Origin of the sequence: Mesorhizobium sp. M0207 (assembly GCF_040321995.1) — a bacterium.
Taxonomy (GTDB): domain Bacteria; phylum Pseudomonadota; class Alphaproteobacteria; order Rhizobiales; family Rhizobiaceae; genus Mesorhizobium.
The window spans coordinates 77,681-97,358 of the sequence record NZ_JAMYSQ010000004.1 but is presented as its reverse complement, the minus strand read 5'-3'; the positions used below and the strand labels follow the sequence as shown (position 1 = coordinate 97,358).

General features: G+C 63.2%; 20 protein-coding genes and 1 tRNA gene. 4 read left to right on the top strand and 17 right to left on the bottom strand.

The genetic code is table 11. The features are described from left to right. Positions 1-14 precede the first annotated feature (14 nt). From NKJ15_RS08540 to obgE, 3 genes are read right to left on the bottom strand one after another with little or no spacing between them, the layout of a single operon-like run. Positions 15-1,301 carry a glutamate-5-semialdehyde dehydrogenase gene (locus NKJ15_RS08540; RefSeq protein WP_352814842.1) on the bottom strand — a complete coding sequence of 429 codons (1,287 nt, stop codon included), beginning with the start codon at positions 1,299-1,301 and terminating at the stop codon, positions 15-17. Beyond that, complete coding sequence (gene proB / locus NKJ15_RS08535; protein ID WP_352814840.1) at positions 1,295-2,470, bottom strand: glutamate 5-kinase; 1,176 nt, start codon at positions 2,468-2,470, stop codon at positions 1,295-1,297. Before proB ends, NKJ15_RS08540 begins: the two co-directional genes overlap by 7 nt. Before the next feature lie 2 nt (positions 2,471-2,472). Further along, positions 2,473-3,504 (bottom strand): GTPase ObgE, encoded by a 1,032-nt coding sequence (gene obgE / locus NKJ15_RS08530; RefSeq protein WP_352814838.1) that lies wholly within the window; start codon positions 3,502-3,504, stop codon positions 2,473-2,475. 171 nt (positions 3,505-3,675) lie between these two features. Between obgE and NKJ15_RS08525 the strand changes: the two genes are divergently transcribed. Continuing rightward, the gene (locus NKJ15_RS08525) at positions 3,676-4,545 is read left to right on the top strand and encodes an endonuclease/exonuclease/phosphatase family protein (RefSeq protein ID WP_352814836.1); all 870 of its coding nucleotides are present in this window, start codon (positions 3,676-3,678) and stop codon (positions 4,543-4,545) included. Between the two features lie 10 nt (positions 4,546-4,555). Here the strand turns inward: NKJ15_RS08525 and NKJ15_RS08520 are convergent, their stop codons facing one another. From NKJ15_RS08520 to NKJ15_RS08510, 3 genes are all read right to left on the bottom strand, one after another. Beyond that, positions 4,556-5,143 (bottom strand): GNAT family N-acetyltransferase, encoded by a 588-nt coding sequence (locus NKJ15_RS08520; RefSeq protein WP_352814834.1) that lies wholly within the window; start codon positions 5,141-5,143, stop codon positions 4,556-4,558. 115 nt (positions 5,144-5,258) lie between these two features. Continuing rightward, a complete protein-coding gene (gene rpmA / locus NKJ15_RS08515; RefSeq protein ID WP_023678077.1) occupies positions 5,259-5,528 on the bottom strand; it encodes a 50S ribosomal protein L27 in 270 nt (89 codons plus the stop codon). Between the two features lie 98 nt (positions 5,529-5,626). Then, positions 5,627-6,334, bottom strand: coding sequence for a 50S ribosomal protein L21 (locus tag NKJ15_RS08510; RefSeq protein WP_352450883.1), 708 nt, complete (start codon positions 6,332-6,334; stop codon positions 5,627-5,629). Between the two features lie 338 nt (positions 6,335-6,672). Between NKJ15_RS08510 and NKJ15_RS08505 the strand changes: the two genes are divergently transcribed. Beyond that, positions 6,673-6,762 (top strand) — tRNA-Ser (locus tag NKJ15_RS08505). Between the two features lie 75 nt (positions 6,763-6,837). Here NKJ15_RS08505 and NKJ15_RS08500 read toward each other — a convergent pair. Then, on the bottom strand, positions 6,838-7,413 hold the full coding sequence (locus tag NKJ15_RS08500; protein WP_352814832.1) for a DUF308 domain-containing protein: 576 nt from the start codon (positions 7,411-7,413) through the stop codon (positions 6,838-6,840). Positions 7,414-7,490: 77 nt separating this feature from the next. Beyond that, positions 7,491-8,087: a TetR/AcrR family transcriptional regulator gene (locus NKJ15_RS08495; RefSeq protein WP_352814830.1), complete on the bottom strand. Its 597-nt coding sequence runs from the start codon at positions 8,085-8,087 to the stop codon at positions 7,491-7,493. Positions 8,088-8,810: 723 nt separating this feature from the next. Between NKJ15_RS08495 and NKJ15_RS08490 the strand changes: the two genes are divergently transcribed. Continuing rightward, entirely contained in the window at positions 8,811-9,728 is a 918-nt protein-coding gene (locus tag NKJ15_RS08490; protein ID WP_352814828.1) for an alpha/beta fold hydrolase, read from the top strand. 174 nt (positions 9,729-9,902) lie between these two features. Then, positions 9,903-10,157: a hypothetical protein gene (locus NKJ15_RS08485; RefSeq protein ID WP_352594357.1), complete on the top strand. Its 255-nt coding sequence runs from the start codon at positions 9,903-9,905 to the stop codon at positions 10,155-10,157. Positions 10,158-10,178: 21 nt separating this feature from the next. On the opposite strand, the gene recQ is transcribed toward NKJ15_RS08485, so the two are convergent. The 9 genes from recQ to uxaC form a co-directional block, all read right to left on the bottom strand. Then, entirely contained in the window at positions 10,179-12,014 is a 1,836-nt protein-coding gene (gene recQ / locus NKJ15_RS08480; RefSeq protein WP_352814826.1) for a DNA helicase RecQ, read from the bottom strand. A 360-nt stretch (positions 12,015-12,374) separates the two neighbouring features. Further along, the gene (locus NKJ15_RS08475) at positions 12,375-12,713 is read right to left on the bottom strand and encodes a cupin domain-containing protein (RefSeq protein WP_352814824.1); all 339 of its coding nucleotides are present in this window, start codon (positions 12,711-12,713) and stop codon (positions 12,375-12,377) included. A 23-nt stretch (positions 12,714-12,736) separates the two neighbouring features. Beyond that, complete coding sequence (gene kduD / locus NKJ15_RS08470) at positions 12,737-13,504, bottom strand: 2-dehydro-3-deoxy-D-gluconate 5-dehydrogenase KduD (protein WP_352814822.1); 768 nt, start codon at positions 13,502-13,504, stop codon at positions 12,737-12,739. Continuing rightward, a complete protein-coding gene (kduI, locus tag NKJ15_RS08465) occupies positions 13,501-14,358 on the bottom strand; it encodes a 5-dehydro-4-deoxy-D-glucuronate isomerase (protein WP_352814820.1) in 858 nt (285 codons plus the stop codon). Before kduI ends, kduD begins: the two co-directional genes overlap by 4 nt. A gap of 28 nt (positions 14,359-14,386) precedes the next feature. Then, entirely contained in the window at positions 14,387-15,163 is a 777-nt protein-coding gene (locus NKJ15_RS08460; RefSeq protein WP_352540929.1) for a FadR/GntR family transcriptional regulator, read from the bottom strand. A gap of 10 nt (positions 15,164-15,173) precedes the next feature. Next, complete coding sequence (locus tag NKJ15_RS08455; RefSeq protein WP_023678089.1) at positions 15,174-16,454, bottom strand: TRAP transporter large permease; 1,281 nt, start codon at positions 16,452-16,454, stop codon at positions 15,174-15,176. A 4-nt stretch (positions 16,455-16,458) separates the two neighbouring features. Continuing rightward, on the bottom strand, positions 16,459-16,986 hold the full coding sequence (locus NKJ15_RS08450) for a TRAP transporter small permease (protein WP_352815008.1): 528 nt from the start codon (positions 16,984-16,986) through the stop codon (positions 16,459-16,461). 103 nt (positions 16,987-17,089) lie between these two features. After that, positions 17,090-18,067: a TRAP transporter substrate-binding protein gene (locus NKJ15_RS08445; RefSeq protein WP_352814818.1), complete on the bottom strand. Its 978-nt coding sequence runs from the start codon at positions 18,065-18,067 to the stop codon at positions 17,090-17,092. 37 nt (positions 18,068-18,104) lie between these two features. Beyond that, a complete protein-coding gene (gene uxaC / locus NKJ15_RS08440) occupies positions 18,105-19,514 on the bottom strand; it encodes a glucuronate isomerase (protein ID WP_352814817.1) in 1,410 nt (469 codons plus the stop codon). Positions 19,515-19,678: the final 164 nt, after the last annotated feature.

Sequence of the window (19,678 nt, the reverse complement as noted above, 5' to 3'; positions counted from 1 at the left end):
AACGGCGAACAGCTTCAAGGCCTCACCTGTCCCGACCCGCGTACGCGGTATTTGAACGAGGTCAGTTGCTCGACGCCGACCGGCCCGCGTGCATGCATCTTGCCGGTGGCGATGCCGATCTCGGCGCCCATGCCGAACTCGCCGCCATCGGCAAACTGGGTCGAGGCGTTGTGCAGAAGGATCGCCGAATCGATCTCGTTGAAGAACCGTTCGACGGCCTTTGCATCCTCGGCGATGATAGCCTCGGTGTGATGCGAGGAAAACGTCTCGATATGCTCGATGGCGCCGCCAATGCCGTCGACCAGCTTCACCGCAATGATGGCATCGAGATACTCGGTCACCCAGTCTGCATCGGTCGCGGGCTGGGCATCGGCATAAAGCCTCAGCGCCTCGGCATCGGCATGGATCTCGCAGCCCGCCGCCCGCAGGGCCTCGAGGATCGGCACCAGGTGCGTGCCGGCGGCGGCACGGTCGACCAGCAGCGTCTCGGCAGCACCGCACACCCCGGTGCGCCGCATCTTGGCATTGACCGCGATCTTGACCGCCATGTCGAGATCGGCCGATCGGTCGATATAGAGATGGCAGATGCCCTCGAGATGCGCGAAGACCGGCACCCGTGCCTCGTTCTGCACACGCTCGACCAGGCTGCGGCCGCCGCGCGGAATGATGACCTCGAGATTGCCGGAAAGTCCTTTCAGCATTTCGCCGACGGCGGCGCGATCGGTGGTCGGCACCAATTGTATGGCATCCTCCGGCAGCCCGGCTGCCTTCAGCCCCTCGACCAGGCAGGCATGGATAGCGGCGGAAGAATTCGCCGAATCCGAGCCGCCGCGCAGGATCACCGGATTGCCCGCCTTGAGGCAGAGCGCGCCGGCATCGGCGGTCACGTTAGGCCGGCTCTCATAGATGACGCCGACGACGCCGAGCGGCGTGCGCACCCGTTCGATATGCAAACCGTTCGGCCGGTCCCATGCGGCAATGACATCGCCGACCGGATCGCGTAACCCGGCGATCTCGCTGATACCGTCTGCCATGGCGCGGATGCGGGCGGGATCGAGCTTCAGCCGATCCATCGACGCTGCCGATAGGCCAGCCTCCCTGCCATTTCTGATGTCGATGGCATTGGCGTCGAGGATGTCCTGCTCATGCCGAAGGATCGCCTGAGCCATGCCGAACAGCGCCGCGTGCTTGCGCTCGGCCGCGGCTATGGCCAGCGGGCGGGCCGCGGCACGCGCGCGGCGGCCGATATCGGCCATCAGCGCCACGGTATCATCCCGGGATTTTTCATGCAGCGTCAGCATGGCTCATCCTCCGCTATGTAACCTTGGTCACCGACTACTTGCTCGCCACCGGCATGGCTCACCACAAGGTCGTCGCGGTGGATCATCGCCGAACGCGCCTCGTAGCCGAGCACGGTTTCGATCTCTGTCGTCCTCAGCCCAGCGATCCTTACGGCATCGGCGGCATCATAGGCAACCAGCCCGCGCGCGATCTCGCGGCCCTCGGGCGACAGGATCGCCACCGTGTCGCCACGCGCAAAATTGCCGCTGACCAGTTTGACCCCGGCCGGCAGCAGCGACTTGCCGGAGAGCAGCGCGCCGATGGCGCCGGCATCGACGGTCAGCCGGCCGGCCGGTTCGAGCTGCCCGGCGATCCAGGTCTTGTAGCCCTTGACCGGATTGGCGCTCGGCCGGAAGAAGGTGGCACGCTCGCCGCGCTCGATTGCCAGCAGCGGCGACAGCCGCGTGCCCGATGTGATGATCATGGCGGTGCCGGCGGCGGTCGCGATCTTGCCGGCGTCGAGCTTGGTGCGCATGCCGCCGCGCGACAATTCCGAAGCAGCGGCACCCGCCATCGCTTCGATGTCGGGGGTGATGCGGTCGACGACCTGAATGAATCGAGCTTGCGGGTCACGCGCCGGCGGTGCCGTGTAGAGCCCGTCAACGTCGGAGAGCAGCACCAAAAGGTCGGCGCCCATCATAGTGGCGACGCGCGCCGCCAGCCGGTCGTTGTCGCCATAGCGGATTTCGGAGGTGGCCACCGTATCGTTCTCGTTGATGACCGGCACCGCCTTCATCTTGAGCAGTGTCGAAATCGTCGCCCGCGCGTTGAGATAGCGGCGGCGCTCTTCGGTGTCGCCGAGCGTCAGCAGGATCTGGCCCGATTTCAAGCCATTCTTGCCGAGCGCATCCGACCAGGCGCCGGCCAGCGCGATTTGCCCGACGGCGGCCGCCGCCTGACTCTCCTCGAGCTTCAGCGCCTGCTTGCCGAGGCCGAGAATGGTGCGGCCGAGTGCAATCGCCCCGGAAGACACGACGAGAATTTCGGCGCCGCCATTGGCCAGCACGGCGATGTCGTCCGCAAGCGAGGCCAGCCAGTCGCGCTTCAGGCCCGTCGTGCGGTCGACAAGCAGCGCCGAGCCGATCTTGACGGCAATGCGCCGATAATTTTTCAGCGATTGCGCGGCCATGGCTATGCGTTCCAGCGCGTCTCGACCGGCGCAGCGACAGCTTCGCGCGCATCGGCCACCACAGCCATCAGCGCGCGCAACACCGCCTCGACGCCTTCGCCGGTGACCGCCGAAAGCAGCATCGGCGCGCGGCCGGCGGCACGTTTCAGCGAGGCGGTCTTTTTCTTGCGTGCGTCGGCATCGAGTATGTCGACCTGGGAAAGCGCGACGATTTCGACCTTGTCGGTCAGCCCATTGCCGTAGGCTTCGAGCTCGGCACGCACGGTCTTGTAGGCATTGGCCGGATTTTCTTCCTGCGCCGAGACGAGGTGCAGAAGGACGCGCGTGCGCTCGACATGGCCAAGGAAGCGGTCGCCGATGCCGACACCTTCATGCGCGCCTTCGATCAGGCCCGGAATATCGGCAATGACGAATTCGCGACCATCGATGCGGGCCACGCCAAGGCCCGGATGCAGCGTGGTGAAGGGATAGTCGGCGATCTTCGGCTTGGCCGCGGTGACCGCCGCCAGGAAGGTCGACTTGCCGGCGTTGGGCAGCCCGACAAGGCCGGCATCGGCGATCAGCTTCAGCCTGAGCCAGATGTTGAGCTCTTCGCCCGGCAGTCCGGGATTGGCGCGGCGCGGCGCCTGGTTGGTCGAGGTCTTGAAGTGCTGGTTGCCGAAACCGCCATTGCCGCCCTTGGCCAACAGAAAGCGCTGGCCGACGACCGTCAGATCGCAGATCAGCGTGTCATTGTCCTCGGCAAAGACCTGTGTTCCGGCCGGCACTTTCAGCGTTACGTCGGCACCCTTGGCGCCGGTCATGTTGCGGCCCATGCCGTGCGTCCCGGTCTTGGCCTTGAAATGCTGCTGGTAGCGATAGTCGATCAGCGTATTCAGCCCATCGACCGCCTCGACCCAGACATCGCCGCCGCGACCGCCGTCGCCGCCGTCCGGACCGCCGAACTCGATGAACTTTTCGCGCCGGAACGACACCGAACCGGCGCCGCCGTCGCCGGAGCGGATGTAGACCTTGGCTTGATCGAGAAATTTCATTGGATTGTATGGTTTCTGTTATTGGCTTTGCGGGATTGCTCTAAACCAAGGCGGGTCGAAGGGCGAGGGCCGTTTTTGCTACTGTAACGTCGCGCGTAGCTCTGGACGCGTACCATTTGGTTGACCCTTGCCGAAAATCGATCCTCGGCTTTCCAAGCGCGAGATGTCGGAATGAAGCTGGTAACTTACAACATCCACTACGGCGTCGGCCTCGACGCCCGCTATAATGTCGGCCGTATCGCCGATGCCGTGCGCGGCGCCGACGTGATCGCGCTGCAGGAGGTCACCCGCGCTAACCCGAAGAATGGCGGCCGCGACATGGTGGCCGACCTCGGCGAGGCGCTGCCCGACTATTTTGCCGTCTACGGCAGCAATTTCGAAGCCGACGCCGGCTCGCGCCTGGAGAACGGCCGCGCCATCACGACCACCTTCCAGCTCGGCAACATGGTGCTGTCGAGGACGCCGATCCATCTGTCGCGCAATCTCCTTTTGCCGCGCAGCCGCAGTGTCGAGGCGATGAACTTCCAGCGCGGCGCGCTGGAGGCGCTGATCGAAACGCCGCTTGGTCCGATCCGCTTCTATTCCACCCATCTCGACCACCGTAGCCCGGTTGAACGGCTGAGCCAGATCCGCTTTCTGCGCCAGCGTCTGTTGAAATACCCGCTCGAGGGCGGCGGGCTCTCCGGCGTCGCCGAGATCGGCTTGCCGGACCTGCCTTGTCCCGAAGCCTTCGTCGTCATGGGCGACTTCAACATGCTGGCCGGATCGCCGGAACATGTCGAACTTGTCGGCCGCCCGGACCACGAGTTCGGCATGCCGCTCACCGCCGACCTCGCCATCGATGCTGCCACACGCCTCGGCGCTGGCGGCGCCGATCTCGTCACCTGGGTCGACCCCAAGCGGCCGGGCGATACCAGCCGCTACAAGCGCATCGACTACATCTTCACCAGCGCCTCGCTTGCCAAATCGCTGAGTCGCCTGTGGGTCGACCGGCAAGCGGCCGGTTCGGATCACTTGCCGGTCTGGCTCGAGATGACGTGAGCCGCATCCATCAAAAATGCACCCAGTTCCGCAGGCTGGTCCAGGTCTTGCGATCGAGGCGGTAGCGCTCGACCGGCACCTGGCCTGCAACGATCGAGTTCAGCATGCCCTGGCCGGCATACTGGAAGCCGCATTTGTGGATGACCCGGCGCGAGGCCGGATTGATAACCCGCGTCGAGGCGTGCAGCACCTGGATCGTGGTTCTCTGGAAGGCAAGGTCGACCAGTGCGTGCGCTGCCTCCGTCGCGTAGCCGCGTTTCCAGTACGGCTCGCCGATCCAGTAGCTGAGCTCCAGCCCGCGATCCGTAGTGTTGAGCCCGGCACAGCCGACGAAGGTCTCGGTGCCGACCAGCGTCAACGCATAGGCGATTCCGGCCCGGCGCGATGCCGTCATGGCCAGGAAAGCGCGTGCCTCGGCCTCGCCATAGGGATGCGGCATGCGGGCCAGCATTTCCGCGACATGGCGGTTATCCGCGAGCGCCACCAATTGCTCGATGTCGCTCTCACGCGGGGGCCGCATGACCAGCCGCTCGGTGATCAGGACCGGGCAATCTATCGCGTAACTTTCGTCGTCTGTCGCTTCCGCTTCGGCAACCATGTCAGTCCTCCAGGCAAGAAAAAAGGGAGATGGAAACCCATCTCCCCTGATCCATTTCCTGGCTTGGCCAGACACCGGTCCCGAGATGGGTGCCGGTGTTCTCTTGCGGAACCGGCTACTCCGCTGCCTTCGTCATCGGGTTCACCGATACGTAGGTTCGGCCATTGGCTTTTTTGTTGAAGGTGACTGCGCCAGCTTCCAGCGCAAACAGCGTGTGGTCCGTGCCAATGCCGACATTGGTGCCGGGATGCCACGTCGTGCCACGCTGACGAATGATGATGTTGCCCGGAATCACGGCTTCGCCGCCGAACTTCTTCACGCCGAGCCGCTTGGAATGGGAGTCGCGACCATTGCGCGACGATCCGCCAGCTTTCTTGTGTGCCATCTAACTACTCCGATGCGCCGCGAGGCGCCTAAACGATCTTATGAACGCGTTCGCGTTCCGTTTCAAGTCCGATCCGGCGACGATTGCGCCGGTTCGCTCTACTTCTTCGCCAATTCCTTGGCCTGCTCGCGCCAGTCCTTGATCTGGTCGGCGCTGAACGGCATGTGCTCGTCGATCTTGGCGACGTCCTTGTCGGACAGCTTGGCGATCTGGGCGAAGGTGGTGATGCCCTGTTCGTTGAGCTGGCCGGCGGCGACCGGGCCGATGCCCTTGATCACGGTCAGGTCGTCCGGCTCGCCCTTCGGCGCCTTGAACAACGGCGCGGCGGCTTCGGCAGCCTTGTCCTCGGTCGTCTCGGCCTTGGCTTCCTTCTTCGGCGCAGCCTCTGCCTTCGCTGCTGCCTTCGGCGCGGCTTCAGCCTTCGCCTCGGTCTTGGCTGCAACTTCGGCCTTCGCTTCGGTCTTGGCGGCGGCCTTCTTCGCCGGCTTGGCGCCACCCAGCAGGATTTCGGCAATCCTGACGGTGGTCAAAAGCTGGCGATGGCCGATCTTGCGGCGCGAATTCTGCCGGCGGCGCTTCTTGAAGGCGATGACGGTGCGGTTCTTACCTTGCTCGACGACTTCGGCGGTGACCATCGCACCATCCACGAACGGCGCGCCGAACGTGACGTTTTCGCCTTCGCCATGCGCGAGCACGTTACCTATTTCGACGATGTCGCCGACATTGGCTTCGAGTTTTTCGATCTTCAGGAGATCGTTGGCGGCAACGCGATACTGCTTGCCGCCCGTTTTGATGACTGCGAACATTTTTTGCCTTTCGCTGTTCGGTCGGCCTTGATGAACCGCCTCAGGCGGTTCGGCCGTCTTTTTGTCAGTCTGCGGGTTCAAAAAACAAGCGGCGCGGAAGATCCCTCCACGCCGATTGCGCGCTGTCCCTAGCCGAAGGTTCGGCTTGAGTCAAGGCAAGCGCCGCGGGCAAGCTGCAAACGGGTTGAGCCCAGTCCTTGCAAATATCGAGCAGCGGCTGCCGGAGGCTCGAAGGAAGCAGGGACAGAAGCTGCGGCGACGGGGCAGATTGGCCCTTGTAACCTGCCTGTCCAGCCGTTATCTAGTGCGCCGCGCCGGCAACGGCGGACCATGACCGCGGAGAGGTGGCAGAGTGGTCGAATGCACCGCACTCGAAATGCGGCATGGGTGCAAGCCCATCGGGGGTTCGAATCCCTCCCTCTCCGCCACTTCGGAATGGTCCATTCCGGACCCATAGGTAACAGCATCTCTCATCGCGCCGGTAATGGCTTAAGATCGCGGGCCTATGCAGCCTTCCGCCGCAATTGGCTCACGCTCAGCCACACCGCCGAAACCAGGAAGTAGAGGGCGCCTACTGCGGCATAGCCGGCCACGTTGGAGATCGATGGCGGCATCGGCATCCGCGCCTGCGCGATGAAAAACGTGCCTGCCAGTGCTGATTGCCCTCCGCTCAGGACCATCGCCCACTGCGCACCAGAGCTCTTCCAACGGCGGACAGCGGTGCCGAGTTGAAGCAGGCCGGACAGGATCGCCCATAGGCCGAACACGCCGAGCACCCAATTCATGCTCATCTTCAGCGCAAAAACGACCGCGAGCGTTGTCGCCACACTGACCACGACGTTGATGGTCTGGGTGCGATTCTGTCCCAATCCTCCGCTGCGCGATGCGTCGACAAAATTGGCGAGAGCATCCCATGCAGGATAAGCCACGAGCAAAACCGCCGCGACCACCCCGGAATTCTGTCCCACCGTAAAGGCAGCCGCCACCCACACAGCCGAGAACGCCGTCCGAGCGAAGTAATAAAGCTTGAGCCATTGTTCCTGGCTGGCGCGGGAAAGATCGCCACTGTAAACCGTCATTGGATTGTCCTTTCGACTAGTAGGTAGGGACTCTCGACGAACGTCGCAGAGTGATTGCTAGTATGGTTAGTTGAGATCTAGGCCCGCATCCGGGGGGAAGCGCGGAGCCGCTCCAGGAGCGGGCCCGTCACGACGGCGAATATCTTCGGATCGCCATAGGCCCGTGCTGAAAGCATCGCGCCGTGAACGGTCGCCATGAACGCTTCAGCCTCGGCACGAGGGGTGCTCATCAGTCGAAATTGGCCGTGCCGCGCACCGCGCTCCATCACCGATGTAAGCCACCCTGACAGCGAGCGGAAATGCGCCCGGACCTCAAGGCTAACTTCCTCGGGCAGCACGGGGAGCTCGCTTGCCAACAGCGCGCAGATACAAAACGGGGCGCTGGCGTTCGCGATGCAGGCTTCCCAATACCCGGCATAGATCCGCAACTGTTCGAGCGGATCGGATTCGTGAAGTTCGACATTTGCCATCCCCGCTTCAGTTTCTTCGCGATACCGCGCAACCAGCGTCCGAACCAGATCGACCTTGCTTGGGAAATGGTGATGAATGCTCGCCTTACGGATCCCGACCACTTCAGCAATGTCGGCATAACTGAAACCGTTGTAGCCGCCAGCCACGATCAGTGAACGTGCACAAGCCAGGATGTCGTCAGAGGTGGTAGACAAGTTGCTCATGCTTTTACCTACCTTCTGGTAGGATGGCAGTCAAGCCTCCTTGCACCGCGAGTAGCGTGAATTGCGTGGCTATGGCGTAGACCTCATTCGATCTTCATTGTTTTCGGCCCGCCATCAATTTAAAAAGCTCCGGGTGTTTGTCGATCGAGGTAGCCATCCCACTTCGAGGACGAGGCAACACCCTCCGGCCGACCGGACCACCGCTAATAGCCGTGCGGCACTAGGCGTCTGCACCGACTGCGCTATCTCCCCATCGTTAGCTTGTTCTATCGCTGGTTGAAGACTGGGAGGTTTCCATGGATCGGCGACTATTTTTGACAGGAATGTTTGGCATTGCCGGGGCCGCGGCCCTTGCAAGCACGGTTCGGCCAATCAACGCAGTGGCCGGCGTTCCAACTGCCAGAAGCGGCATTCTCGATGAGCTCGAGGCGCCGGATGTCGAGACCTTCGACGACGATGAAACTCAAGCAGAGTTGCAACCAGTCTATCATCGCCGGTGGCACATGCCGCGCCGGCGCCGCCGGCGCGCTTGGAGAAGGGTCTGTCGCGTTTACTGGCGAAACGGCTATCGGCGCAGGCGGTGCTTCCGCAGGCGCGTCTGGGTCTGGTTTCGATTTTAGCAACTGGCCGGCTTGAACCCTGGCCATCGCGGCCGGGGTTTTCGCCTCAGGCGGCCGTTAGCGCCCTTAGGCAGCTTTCCTAAGGGCGCGGAGGAAGCTGACGGTGTTTGCAGGTTTCAGAGCCACCAGCCTACGACTGGACGATACGACGATTTTCGCAAGGGTCGGAGGCACCGGTCCGCCGCTGCTGCTTCTTCACGGTTTTCCAGAAACGCATCTGATGTGGAGGGATATCGCCGCAGCCTTGGCGCTCCGCTTCACGGTGGTCGCCGCCGACCTTCGAGGCTATGGGCAAAGCGGATGTCCGGTTTCCTCTGCCGATCATAGCCCATACGCCAAACGCGCCATGGCCGGCGACATGGTTCAGGCCATGAAGCAAATGGGGTTTGAGCGGTTCATGGTTGCCGGGCATGATCGTGGCGGGCGGGTTGCCTATCGCCTGGCGCTGGACCATCCCGACAACGTGCTCAAAATCGCCGTCCTCGACATCATCCCCACCGCCGCAACATGGGATCGGGCGGATGCCAGACTGGCGCTCGGCTTCTGGCCCTGGAGCCTTCTTGCCCAGCCGGAGCCCCTGCCGGAGCGTCTGATCGGCGCGGCTCCCGATGCCGTCGTCGACGATGCAATAACGCAGTGGGGATCGTCGGCGAAAATGGTCTCCAAAGAGGTCAGGAACGCCTATGTTGATGCGCTTCGCGATCCCGCGCATATTCATGCCATCTGCGAAGAGTATCGCGCCGCTGCGACGATCGATCGTGAACATGACGCGTTGGACCGCGCAAACGGTCGTCGCATCGACAGTCCGCTACTGGCGCTATGGAGTGGCGAAGGCGCCCTGGAGAACTGGTATGCGCAAGAAGGCGGGCCGCTGGCCATCTGGAGGAAATGGGCCGACAGAGTGGCAGGACGCGCTGTCCAAGGCGGGCACTTTTTCCCGGAAGAGCACCCCGACAAGACGGCAGCGGCTCTCTCGGAATTCTTTGACGACAAACAGGTCGGTCAGCACAGAGTATTGTAGAGGTCACATGCTTCAGTTACGCGGAACCTCGGGAGCGCTTCGCGGCCTGAGATCGAGAACCCTCCGAAAATCCGCCCGTCCGGCATCAACGTGCTTGATAAGGGAATGAAGGCGATCTCCACGGCCGCGCCTCTGATATGCAGCCTCATGTTTGTCGGAAGTTGCGCATCGCCTTTGCCGGCATCCTTTGATGCTGCGAAATACGACAAGATGAGTTGCGTCGAGCTCAACGTGGCGATAGGCGCGGTCGCCGACGAAATGTCGGCGACAGCCATCGCTCGTGGCAAAGTCGTCCACACCAACATTCCGGGCTGGCTGTTGGGAGGGCAGCGTGTCGCCTCGACCGTGGCTGCCCGCCAGAGTGCGAAGATCGAGCGCTTGCGGCAGCAGGAGGCTGCGATTGCCGCGGCGAGACGAAGCCGGTGCTGATTGCGTCACTGAAGTGGGTCTTCAGCCCGCCACCCCGGATTGATGCGCAGCGATCGCGCCGAGGAATATCTCGCCGAAATCCTTGAGCTTGGCGGCGCCGACGCCGTTGACCGCGGCGAAGGCGTCCAGATCACGCGGGCAGCGTTCGGCCATATCGATCAGTGTACGATCCGAAAAGATCACGAAGGCCGGCACCTGGCGTTCCCGGGCAAGACGCAGCCGTACAGCCTTGAGCGCCGCCAGCAGCGCCGAATCCAGACCTTCCGTGCCTGCTGCGGTATCCTCAGGACGTATCTTGCCTCGCGATGACTGGCGCGCGTCCAAGCGATACCGGAATGAAGCCTCGCCCCGAGCCAGCGCACGGCCCTTCTCGGCAATGGCGAGGCCGCCACGGCCGGCTGAGTCCAATGTCAGGAACCCTCCCGCGACGAGTTGGCGGAGCAGCGACAGCAAGAGATTCTTCTTATGCGCCACACCGGTGCCGAAGCTGGCAAGCCTGTGGTGGTTCCTGTCCAGGACCTTCTCGGTCTCATGGCCGAGCAGGACATCGACGACATGGGCGGCGCCGAAGCGCTCGCCGGTCTGTGCGATCGCCGCCAGGATGAGCCGTGCCTCCGCCTCACCATCCGCATGCGGCGCCTGGTCGAGGCAGTTGTCGCAATTGCCGCAAGGCGAAGCACTTTCGCCGAAATAGCCAAGCAGGATCTGACGGCGGCACTGCGTCGTCTCGCAATAACCGATCAGCGTTTCGAGCCGGCCGTGCGCGCGCCTTTTGTGCTCAGCCGGCGCATCCTCGTCTTCGATGAAAAGCCGGCGCATGCGGATATCGCCGAGACCGAACAGCATATGTGCCTCGGCCGCCCGCCCGTCGCGGCCCGCGCGCCCGATTTCCTGGTAATAAGCCTCCAAGCTGCCCGGCAGGTCGGTGTGGAAGACATAGGCGACGTCCGGCTTGTCGATCCCCATGCCGAAGGCGATGGTCGCCACCATCACCACGCCGGACAAGGTCATGAAAGCGTTTTGATTCGCTTCACGCGCGTCCTTGCTCATGCCGGCATGATAGGCGAGCGCGCGTACGCCGCTGCGCTCGAGGAACGCCGCCATCTCTTGGGTCTTTTTGCGCGACAGGCAATAGACGATCCCGCTGCGGCCCACATGGCGCTGCACGAAGTTTAGCAATTGGCGCTTGCTGTCCTGCTTGGGCTCAATGCCTAGCTTGATGTTCGGCCGGTCGAAGCCGAGCACCACGGTATCGACGCGCCCGTCGAACAGCTGCGCGGCAATGTCGGTGCGCGTGGTCTCGTCCGCCGTAGCCGTCAGCGCAATAATCGGCACTTTCGGGAAGATATCACGTAGTCTCGACAATTCTTCGTATTCGCGCCGGAACGCCGGTCCCCATTGCGAGATGCAATGCGCCTCGTCGATGGCGATCAGCCGGACATCGAGCTTGGTCAACGCCTCGAGCATTCGCACGGTCATTAGCCGCTCCGGTGCAAGATAGAGCAGGCGCGTCTGGCCTGCCGCGACACGGCGCCATCCAGCGACATTGGCATCACGGTCGAGCGAGGAATTGATCGTATCGGCCGCCACGCCGGCAAGGCGCAATGCGGCGACCTGATCCTGCATCAGGGCCACCAGCGGCGAAACGACAATGGTGAGCCCGCCCAGCACCAGCGCCGGGACCTGGTAGCAGAGCGATTTGCCGGCGCCGGTCGGCATGACGGCCAGCACATGGCGCCTGGCCAGCAGCGCCTCCATAACAGGCGCCTGGCCGGGACGAAAATCATCGAAACCGAATACATCCCTGAGGACGCGCCGCTTGGAATCCTCTGCCGGGATGCTCGCTGCTACCTGCATTACAGAACTTTCGGGGATACGACCTGCCGAAATTCCCCGGCGAATCGCCAGGTGATTGCCTGGACAGCAGATTCGAACATTTATCGACCCCTCTGGTCCTGTCCGCGGCACCGTCTGAGGCGAACTTCTCTCTCATTGGCCGATATCAGACCGTCGTTCCAGCCCCTATTCGCTTTGGCTGTGAATATTGCACCGCCTCGGAGCGGTTAATCCTATCTTCACCATCATTCGGCAGGTTCAGGTTCTGCGGTGATGTTTTGAGTACCGCGGCGCCACAAGCGCCCAGGCAACACGCCCGCGTCTCTCCGGAGGCGCGGGTTTTTTTCTGAGAACCGGCTGCCTGATCTTCGGGCCCGCAGCTCAGTCGAGGAAATCGGCGCGGTGCGGCGTGAAGCTGTCGACCAGCCGTCCCGCCTGCAGCGCCTTGACGCCATGGACAAGGTTGGAAGGAACGATGAAGCTGCTGCCGGTTTCCAGGATCTCGGTCCTGCCGTCGATGGTGACTTCGAAGCGGCCTTCGGCGACGTAGCTCGCCTGGACATGCGGGTGCGAGTGCAATGCACCGACGCCGCCCTTGTCGAAGGCAAACTCGACCATCATCAGTTCATCGGTGTGCAGGAGAACGCGCCTGCGGTTGCCATCCGGCGTCGGCGTCCACGCACCCTCGCCGGCATGCGAGAAGATTTTGGTTCCGGTCATCGTCAGACTCTCATCGTCGCTGTTCATCGCGCCAGCCAGCCGCCGTCCACCGGCATCACCGCGCCATGCATATAGTTCGACGCCGGCGCCAGCAGGAAGACGGCTGCGTCGCCGATGTCTTCCGGCGCGCCCCAGCGCCCCGCCGGAATGCGCGCCAGGATCGAGGCGCTGCGGTCGGGATCGGCGCGCAGCGCCTCGGTGTTGTTGGTCTCGATATAGCCTGGCGCAATGCCATTGACGTTGATGCCCTTTGCCGCCCACTCGCATGCCAGCAGCCGGGTAATGCCGAGCACGCCGTGTTTGGAGGCGGTGTAGGAGGCGACGCGAATGCCGCCCTGAAAGCTCAGCACCGAAGCGATGTTGACGATCTTGCCGCGCCGTCCCGGCTCGGCAAGCACGCGCCTGGCAAAACTCTGGCTGAGGAAGAACACCGTCTTCAGATTGACGCCCATGACGTCGTCCCAGTCGGCTTCGGTGAGGTCGACCGCGTCGGCACGCCGGATGATGCCGGCATTGTTGACCAGGCCATCGAGCGGCCCCGTATCCGCCCAGACGCGGTCAAGCATCGCCTGGGCGGCGGCATCGTCGCCAAGGTCGCAGAGGACCGCCTCGAAGCGGCCGCCGACAGCCGCAATCTTCTCCGCCGTCTCGTCCATCGCCGACCGGCCGACGCCGACGACCGCGCCGCCTGCGCGCGCGATCGACACGGCGATGCCTTGGCCGATGCCGGTATTGGCGCCGGTGACGAGGATGCGCTTGCCGGCAAGGCTGAAGGCCGAGAGATCGCTCACTTGAGCTCCTCCATCGCCACCAGGTCGACATCGGTATAGTCGACATTATCGCCGGCCATCGCCCAGATGAAGGCGTAGTTGGAGGTGCCGGCGCCCGAATGGATCGACCATCCCGGCGACAGCACCGCCTCCTCGTTGCGCATGACGAGATGGCGCGTTTCGTCCGGCTCGCCCATGAAATGAAACACCCGCGCCGCCTCCGGCAGATCGAAATAAAGATAGGCTTCCATGCGCCGGTCATGCACATGGCATGGCATGGTGTTCCAGACCGAACCGGAGGCAAGCTGCGTTATGCCGACGACAAGCTGACAGGTCTTTACCCCATCGGCATGGATGAACTGGAAGATCGAGCGCTCGTTGGAGGTTGCCTGGCTGCCGAGATCGAGCCGCTTGGCATCGCCGATGCGGATCAGCCGGTTGGGATGGCTCTGATGCGCCGGCGCGCTGAGCAGGTAGAACTTAACCGGCTCAGCCAGATTGGTCGCAGCGAACGACACCTCATCGGTGCCCATGCCGAGATAGAGCATGTCGCGCGCCTGCAGCTCGTAGGATTGGCCGCCGGCTTTGACGACGCCCGCGCTGCCGATGTTGACGATGATCATCTCACGGCGGTCGAGAAAATTCTTGGTCCCGGTCGGCTTGATCGCCTGCAGCGGCAGGGGTGCGCCGGCGGGCATGGCGCCGCCGACGATCATGCGGTCGTAATAGGTGTAGGTCAGGCTGATGCTGCCGGGCCGGAACAGGCCTTCGATGAGAAAATTGTATCGCAGCTCGTCCGTCCCCATCGCCGCGGCAGAAACAGGGTCGATGGCGAAGCGGGAGGTGAAATCGGTATGATTGTCGGTGTGATTCATTGCTGTCCCATGGGGCTGCCTCAATTGCTTATTCGGTTCCCGCGGCCTTGACCGAGTCGGCATAAAAAACCTGGCGCGCGTGCAGGCGCTCGCGATAGCGCTGCTGGCTGGCACCGAGATGCGCGCGCATCGCCTCCCGGGCCGCCTCGGCATCGCCTGACGAGATCGCATTGAGGATCACCAGATGCTCACGCTGCAGGCCGCGCTGATAGGCGTCCGATTGGGCGATCTCGGTCGACCAGGGCGAGGTCACGTCGCAAGGGATGGCGCGGCGGCCGAGCACGTCGAGCATCTCGACATAGAATGGATTGTTGGTGGCGCTGGCGATTGCGCGGTGGAAGGCAAGGTCGGCCGGTCCTGTCGGCTCGCTGTTGAGGAGCAGCCGTTCGAATTCGAAGAAGGCTTCCTGGATCGCCGCTTCCTGCGCGGCGTTGCGCCGGATGGCGGCGAGCCCGGCGGATTCGATCTCGATCGCCAACCTGACTTCGAGCACGTTGAGGGCAATCGAATCCTTGCTGCCCATCTCCGCTGCCAGAGCACCGAACGCTGTCGAGATATGTTCGGTGACGAAAACGCCGGCGCCTTGGCGCGGCTCGACCAGGCCGTCCGCGGCAAGCTTGGCCAGCGCCTCGCGTATCACGGTGCGGCTGACCCCGAAGGTTTCCGTCAGCTGGCCCTCGGTCGGCAGCTTTTGCCCAGGCTGGATCTCGCCCGCCTGCAGCTGCTTGCGGATCGCCGCGACGACGGTTTCCGAAAGCTTCGGTCTTCGTTCGACGCGGAGCCCGACGGCAGTGTCCGATGCCATGTCGCACCCCCTATTTGAAGACGCTCGGCAGCCATAGCGAAATGGCCGGAATGTAAGTGACGAGCGCCAGCACCACGAGGCCTGCGCCATAGAACGGCCAGATCGAGCGCATCGATTCCCAGACGGATATCTTGCCCACTGCGCATGCCACGAACTGAACTGCGCCCACCGGCGGCGTGTTCAGCCCAATGCCGAAATTGAGGATCATGATGACGCCGAAATGCACCGGATCGACGCCGTAGGCCTGCGCCACGGGCAGGAAGATAGGCGTGCAAATGATGATCGTTGGCCCCATGTCCATGAACGTGCCGAGGAACAGCATCAGGAGGTTGAGCAGGAGAAGCACGACCAGCGGATCGTCCGAGATCGCGTTCATGGAGGCGATGAGCGCTGCCGGCACTTTCAGGAAGGCCATCAGCCACGAGAACGCCGCCGCCATGCCGATGATGAGCAGCACCATGGCCGTGGTGCGCACGGCGCCATGGGTGGCATGAACGAACCCTTCCCAGGTCATCTGCCGGTAAACGAAGACGGTCACGAGCAGGGCATAGATGACGGCGATACAGGAACTCTCGGTGGCGGTGAAGACGCCCGATCGCACGCCGCCGAAGATGATCGCGATCAACAGCAGGCCGGGCACGGCGACGGCGAAAAGATGCGCGACTGCGGTGAAGCCCGGAAACGCCTCGGTCGGATAGCCGCGGGAGCGCGCGACGATATAGGCGGTGACCATCAGCGACAGGGCCAGCAGCAGGCCCGGGATGATACCGGCCGTGAACAGATCGGCGATGGAGATCTTTCCGCCTGCCGAGATCGAGTAGATGATCATGTTGTGCGACGGCGGCAGCAGCAGCGCGATCAGTGCCGCCATCGACGTGACGTTGACGGCGTAGTCCGCTCCATAGCCACGCGCCTTCATTTGCGGGATCATCAGGCCGCCTACCGCCGCTGCCTCCGCCACCGCGGAGCCGGAAATGCCGCCGAACAGTGTAGCGGTTGCAATGTTGACCTGCCCGAGGCCGCCGCGCAAATGGCCGACGAGCGAGCCGGCGAAGGCAACGATCTTGCTGGCGATGCCGCCGCGCACCATCAAGTCCCCGGCGTAGATGAAAAACGGAATGGCCAGCAGCGAAAAGACGCTCATGCCGGAATTCAGGCGCTGGAACACGATCAGCGGCGGCAGGCCCATATAGAGGACGGTGGCGAGGCTTGCGACGCCCAGGCAGAAAGCGATCGGCGTGCCGATAAGCATCAGCAGGGTGAAGACGCCGAAGAGAATCCACAGTTCCATGGCGTCAGACCTTCATGTTGGCGGTGTCGAGTTCGGCCGCGACTTCGGCCGGCGGCAGTTCATCGAGGGCATCGTCGATCGGCGCGCCGGAGAGGCGAAGCACGATGCGCTCCAGCGTGAAGAGCACGATGAGCGCGCCTCCCGCGACAAGCGGGACATAGTCCCAGCCCCCCGATATGCCGAGTGACGGCAAGACGGAGCCCCAGGTCAATGCGACCAGCTGGCTGCCATACCAGATCATGCCGATGCCGAAGGCGAGCGCGACAAGATCCGAAATCATCCGCAGCCAGCGCTTGCCGCCTTTCGGCAGCACGTAGAGCAGTACGTCGAAGCCAAGATGGTAGTTCTCGCGCACACCGACGGCAGCGCCGAGGAAAATGAACCAGCTCATCAGCATCACCGAGCCCGGCTCGGTCCAGCTCGGCGAGCGGTTCAGAACATAGCGGCCGAACACCTGCCAGGCGACGAAGGCGGTCATCAGCACCAGCCCGATGCCGGCGATCGACAGCGCCGCCGTGCTGACGCGCGACATCACTTGCGCGACGCCGGACAGGAGCGGTGTTGGTCTTGGGCTGGAAGTCACCGGTTTTCTCCCCAGGAGGATGGCGGCACGGAATGTCCGCGCCGCCGCTTGATCACTGCACGGCCTTGATGGCTTCGACCATGGCCTTCAGCTTGTCATCCTTGACGTGCTTCTCGTAGACCGGCCCCATCGCGTCGATGAAGGGCTGCTTGTCCGGCGTCGTGATCTGCGAACCGGCCGCCTCGACCTTGGCGCGCGATTCCTTGACCTTGGCGGTCCACAGCTCGCGCTGCTTGGCGACGCTTTCCTTGGCGGCCGCCTTGAAGATCGCCTGGTCTTCCGGCGTCAGCTTGTCCCAGCTCGACTTCGCCATGACGAAGGCTTCCGGCACCATCGTGTGCTCGTCGAGCGAATAGTACTTGGCGACTTCCGCATGCTTGGCGGTGTCGTAGCTCGGAAAATTGTTCTCCGCGCCGTCGATGACTCCGGTCTCGATCGCCGAATACACCTCGCCATACGGCATCGGCGTCGCGTTGGCGCCGAGTGCCGCCACCATGTCGACGAAGATGTCGGACTGGATGACGCGGAACTTCATGCCGGCCATATCGGCTACAGTGTTGATCGGCTTCTTCGAATTATAGAAGGAGCGCGAGCCGCCGTCGTAAAAGGCGAGCAGCACCAGCCCGACCTGGTCGAACGCCGCCGCGATCTGGTCGCCGATCACCCCGTCCATGACCTTGTGCATATGCTCTTCCGAACGGAAGATGTAGGGCAGCGAGGGCACGGTGGTCTCCGGGATGAGCCCGTTGAACGGCGCCATCGAGACGCGGTTGAGATCGATCACGCCGGTGCGCACCTGCTCGATCGTGTCCTTTTCCTCGCCAAGTTGCGCGGAAGGATAGATCTCGACCACATAGCGGCCGGCCGTGCGCTCCTTCACCAGCTCGCCGAAATATTTGACCGCCTCGACCGTCGGATAGCCGTCCGGGTGGGTGTCGGACGAGCGCAGAACCGTCTGAGCGCTTGCCGTTCCGGCCAGCAGTGCGGCGGCAACTAGCGTAGCCCCCGCCAGTCTCGAAAAATGCAGCATTGGTTTCCTCCCGTTTGAACGATGGCGGCAAGCGCCGTTAGAGCCGGTACGCCTTTTTCGCGAGCGTATAGGCAAGTTCCTGCGCCAGCTCGTGCGCCTCGTCCTCGCCGAGCCGATGCTCGGCGACGAGACGCGCCAGAAAAGCGCAATCGACCCGGCGCGCCACATCATGGCGGGCCGGTATGGATGGAAAGGCGCGGGTATCGTCGTTGAAACCGACGGTGTTGTAGAAACCGGCGGTTTCGGTGGTCATCTCACGGAACCTGCGCATGCCTTCGGGGCTGTCGTGGAACCACCAGGCCGGCCCGAGCTTCAATGCCGGGTAGACGCCGGCGAGCGGCGCCAGCTCGCGCGCATAGCTGGTCTCGTCGAGGGTGAAGAGGATGATGGTGAGGTCGCGCTCCAGCCCGACGCAGTCGAGCAGCGGCTTCAGCGCCGTCACATAGTCGGTTCGGGTCGGAATATCGAAGCCTTTGTCCCTGCCGAACTTGTGAAAGATAGAAGGCGAATGATTGCGCCAGGAGCCGGGATGGATCTGCAGGACCAGCCCGTCGTCGCGGCTCATCTTGGCCATCTCGGTCAGCATCTGGGCGCGGAACAGCTTTCGCTCGCGCTCGTCGTCCGAGCCCCGGCGGATGCGGTTGAACAGCTCCTGCGCGGCGGCATCCGAGAGATTGGCGGTTTCGGCCGTCGGATGGCCGTGATCGGAGGAAGTCGCGCCAAAGCTCTTGAAGAAGGCGCGCCGCTGGCGATGCGCATCGAGATAGCCGGCCCAATTGCCGGTGTCGCAGCCGGTGATCTCGCCAAGCCGGTCGAGATTGGCCGAAAAGCCTTCGAAGTCGGGATCGACGATCGCATCCGGCCGATAGGCGGTGACGACGCGGCCTTCCCAGCCGCTGTCGCGGATCATCTGGTGCCATCGGAGATCGTCGAGCGCGCCTTCGGTCGTCGCGATGACTTCAATATTGAAGCGCTCGAACAGCGCTCGCGGGCGAAAATTCTCCCACTGCAGCAAGGTCGAGATCATATCGTAATGGCGGTCGGCGGTTGCGGCCGTCAGCGGCTCGTCGATGCCGAACAGATGGGCAAGCACATGGTCGAACCACAGCCGGGTCGGCGTGCCGCGGAACAGGTAATAATGCTCGGCGAAGCACCGCCAGATCGTTCTGCCGTCGGTTTCAACCAGCGAGCCGTCAAGCGTCGGCACACCAAGCTCCTCAAGCCGAACGCCCTGGCTGAACAGCATGCGGAAAATGTAGTGGTCCGGCACGATCAGCAACTGCGTCGGATCGGGAAACGCCTCGTTGAGCGCATACCAGCGCGGATCGGTGTGGCCGTGCGGGCTGACGATCGGCAGGTCTTTGACCGCGGCATAGAGATCGCGGGCCAGCGAACGCGGGCGCGCCTCGGCGGCAAACAGCAAGTCCGGATCCGTCAATGCGGCCACGTGAATCCTCCCAATCCGGACATCGGTAGGGTTGGAAAGAAATAATGTCAACATACAAAAACTGGGTTGTTGTATGATGACTTTTCGTCGGCCATTGCCCATTGTGCGTGACGGTATCGGGTGTTACGCCGCCTGCCAGCAGTGACCCAACAATCTCGATCAGA

Excerpts from the sequence above, each read along its gene's own strand:
- NKJ15_RS08540 (WP_352814842.1), bottom strand. The coding sequence starts at position 1,301 with ATGCTGACGCTGCATGAAAAATCCCGGGATGATACCGTGGCGCTGATG.
- proB (WP_352814840.1), bottom strand. The coding sequence starts at position 2,470 with ATGGCCGCGCAATCGCTGAAAAATTATCGGCGCATTGCCGTCAAGATC.
- obgE (WP_352814838.1), bottom strand. The coding sequence starts at position 3,504 with ATGAAATTTCTCGATCAAGCCAAGGTCTACATCCGCTCCGGCGACGGC.
- NKJ15_RS08525 (WP_352814836.1), top strand. The coding sequence starts at position 3,676 with ATGAAGCTGGTAACTTACAACATCCACTACGGCGTCGGCCTCGACGCC.
- NKJ15_RS08520 (WP_352814834.1), bottom strand. The coding sequence starts at position 5,143 with ATGGTTGCCGAAGCGGAAGCGACAGACGACGAAAGTTACGCGATAGAT.
- rpmA (WP_023678077.1), bottom strand. The coding sequence starts at position 5,528 with ATGGCACACAAGAAAGCTGGCGGATCGTCGCGCAATGGTCGCGACTCC.
- NKJ15_RS08510 (WP_352450883.1), bottom strand. The coding sequence starts at position 6,334 with ATGTTCGCAGTCATCAAAACGGGCGGCAAGCAGTATCGCGTTGCCGCC.
- NKJ15_RS08500 (WP_352814832.1), bottom strand. The coding sequence starts at position 7,413 with ATGACGGTTTACAGTGGCGATCTTTCCCGCGCCAGCCAGGAACAATGG.
- NKJ15_RS08495 (WP_352814830.1), bottom strand. The coding sequence starts at position 8,087 with ATGAGCAACTTGTCTACCACCTCTGACGACATCCTGGCTTGTGCACGT.
- recQ (WP_352814826.1), bottom strand. The coding sequence starts at position 12,014 with ATGCAGGTAGCAGCGAGCATCCCGGCAGAGGATTCCAAGCGGCGCGTC.
- NKJ15_RS08475 (WP_352814824.1), bottom strand. The coding sequence starts at position 12,713 with ATGACCGGAACCAAAATCTTCTCGCATGCCGGCGAGGGTGCGTGGACG.
- kduI (WP_352814820.1), bottom strand. The coding sequence starts at position 14,358 with ATGAATCACACCGACAATCATACCGATTTCACCTCCCGCTTCGCCATC.
- NKJ15_RS08460 (WP_352540929.1), bottom strand. The coding sequence starts at position 15,163 with ATGGCATCGGACACTGCCGTCGGGCTCCGCGTCGAACGAAGACCGAAG.
- NKJ15_RS08455 (WP_023678089.1), bottom strand. The coding sequence starts at position 16,454 with ATGGAACTGTGGATTCTCTTCGGCGTCTTCACCCTGCTGATGCTTATC.
- NKJ15_RS08450 (WP_352815008.1), bottom strand. The coding sequence starts at position 16,986 with ATGTCGCGCGTCAGCACGGCGGCGCTGTCGATCGCCGGCATCGGGCTG.
- NKJ15_RS08445 (WP_352814818.1), bottom strand. The coding sequence starts at position 18,067 with ATGCTGCATTTTTCGAGACTGGCGGGGGCTACGCTAGTTGCCGCCGCA.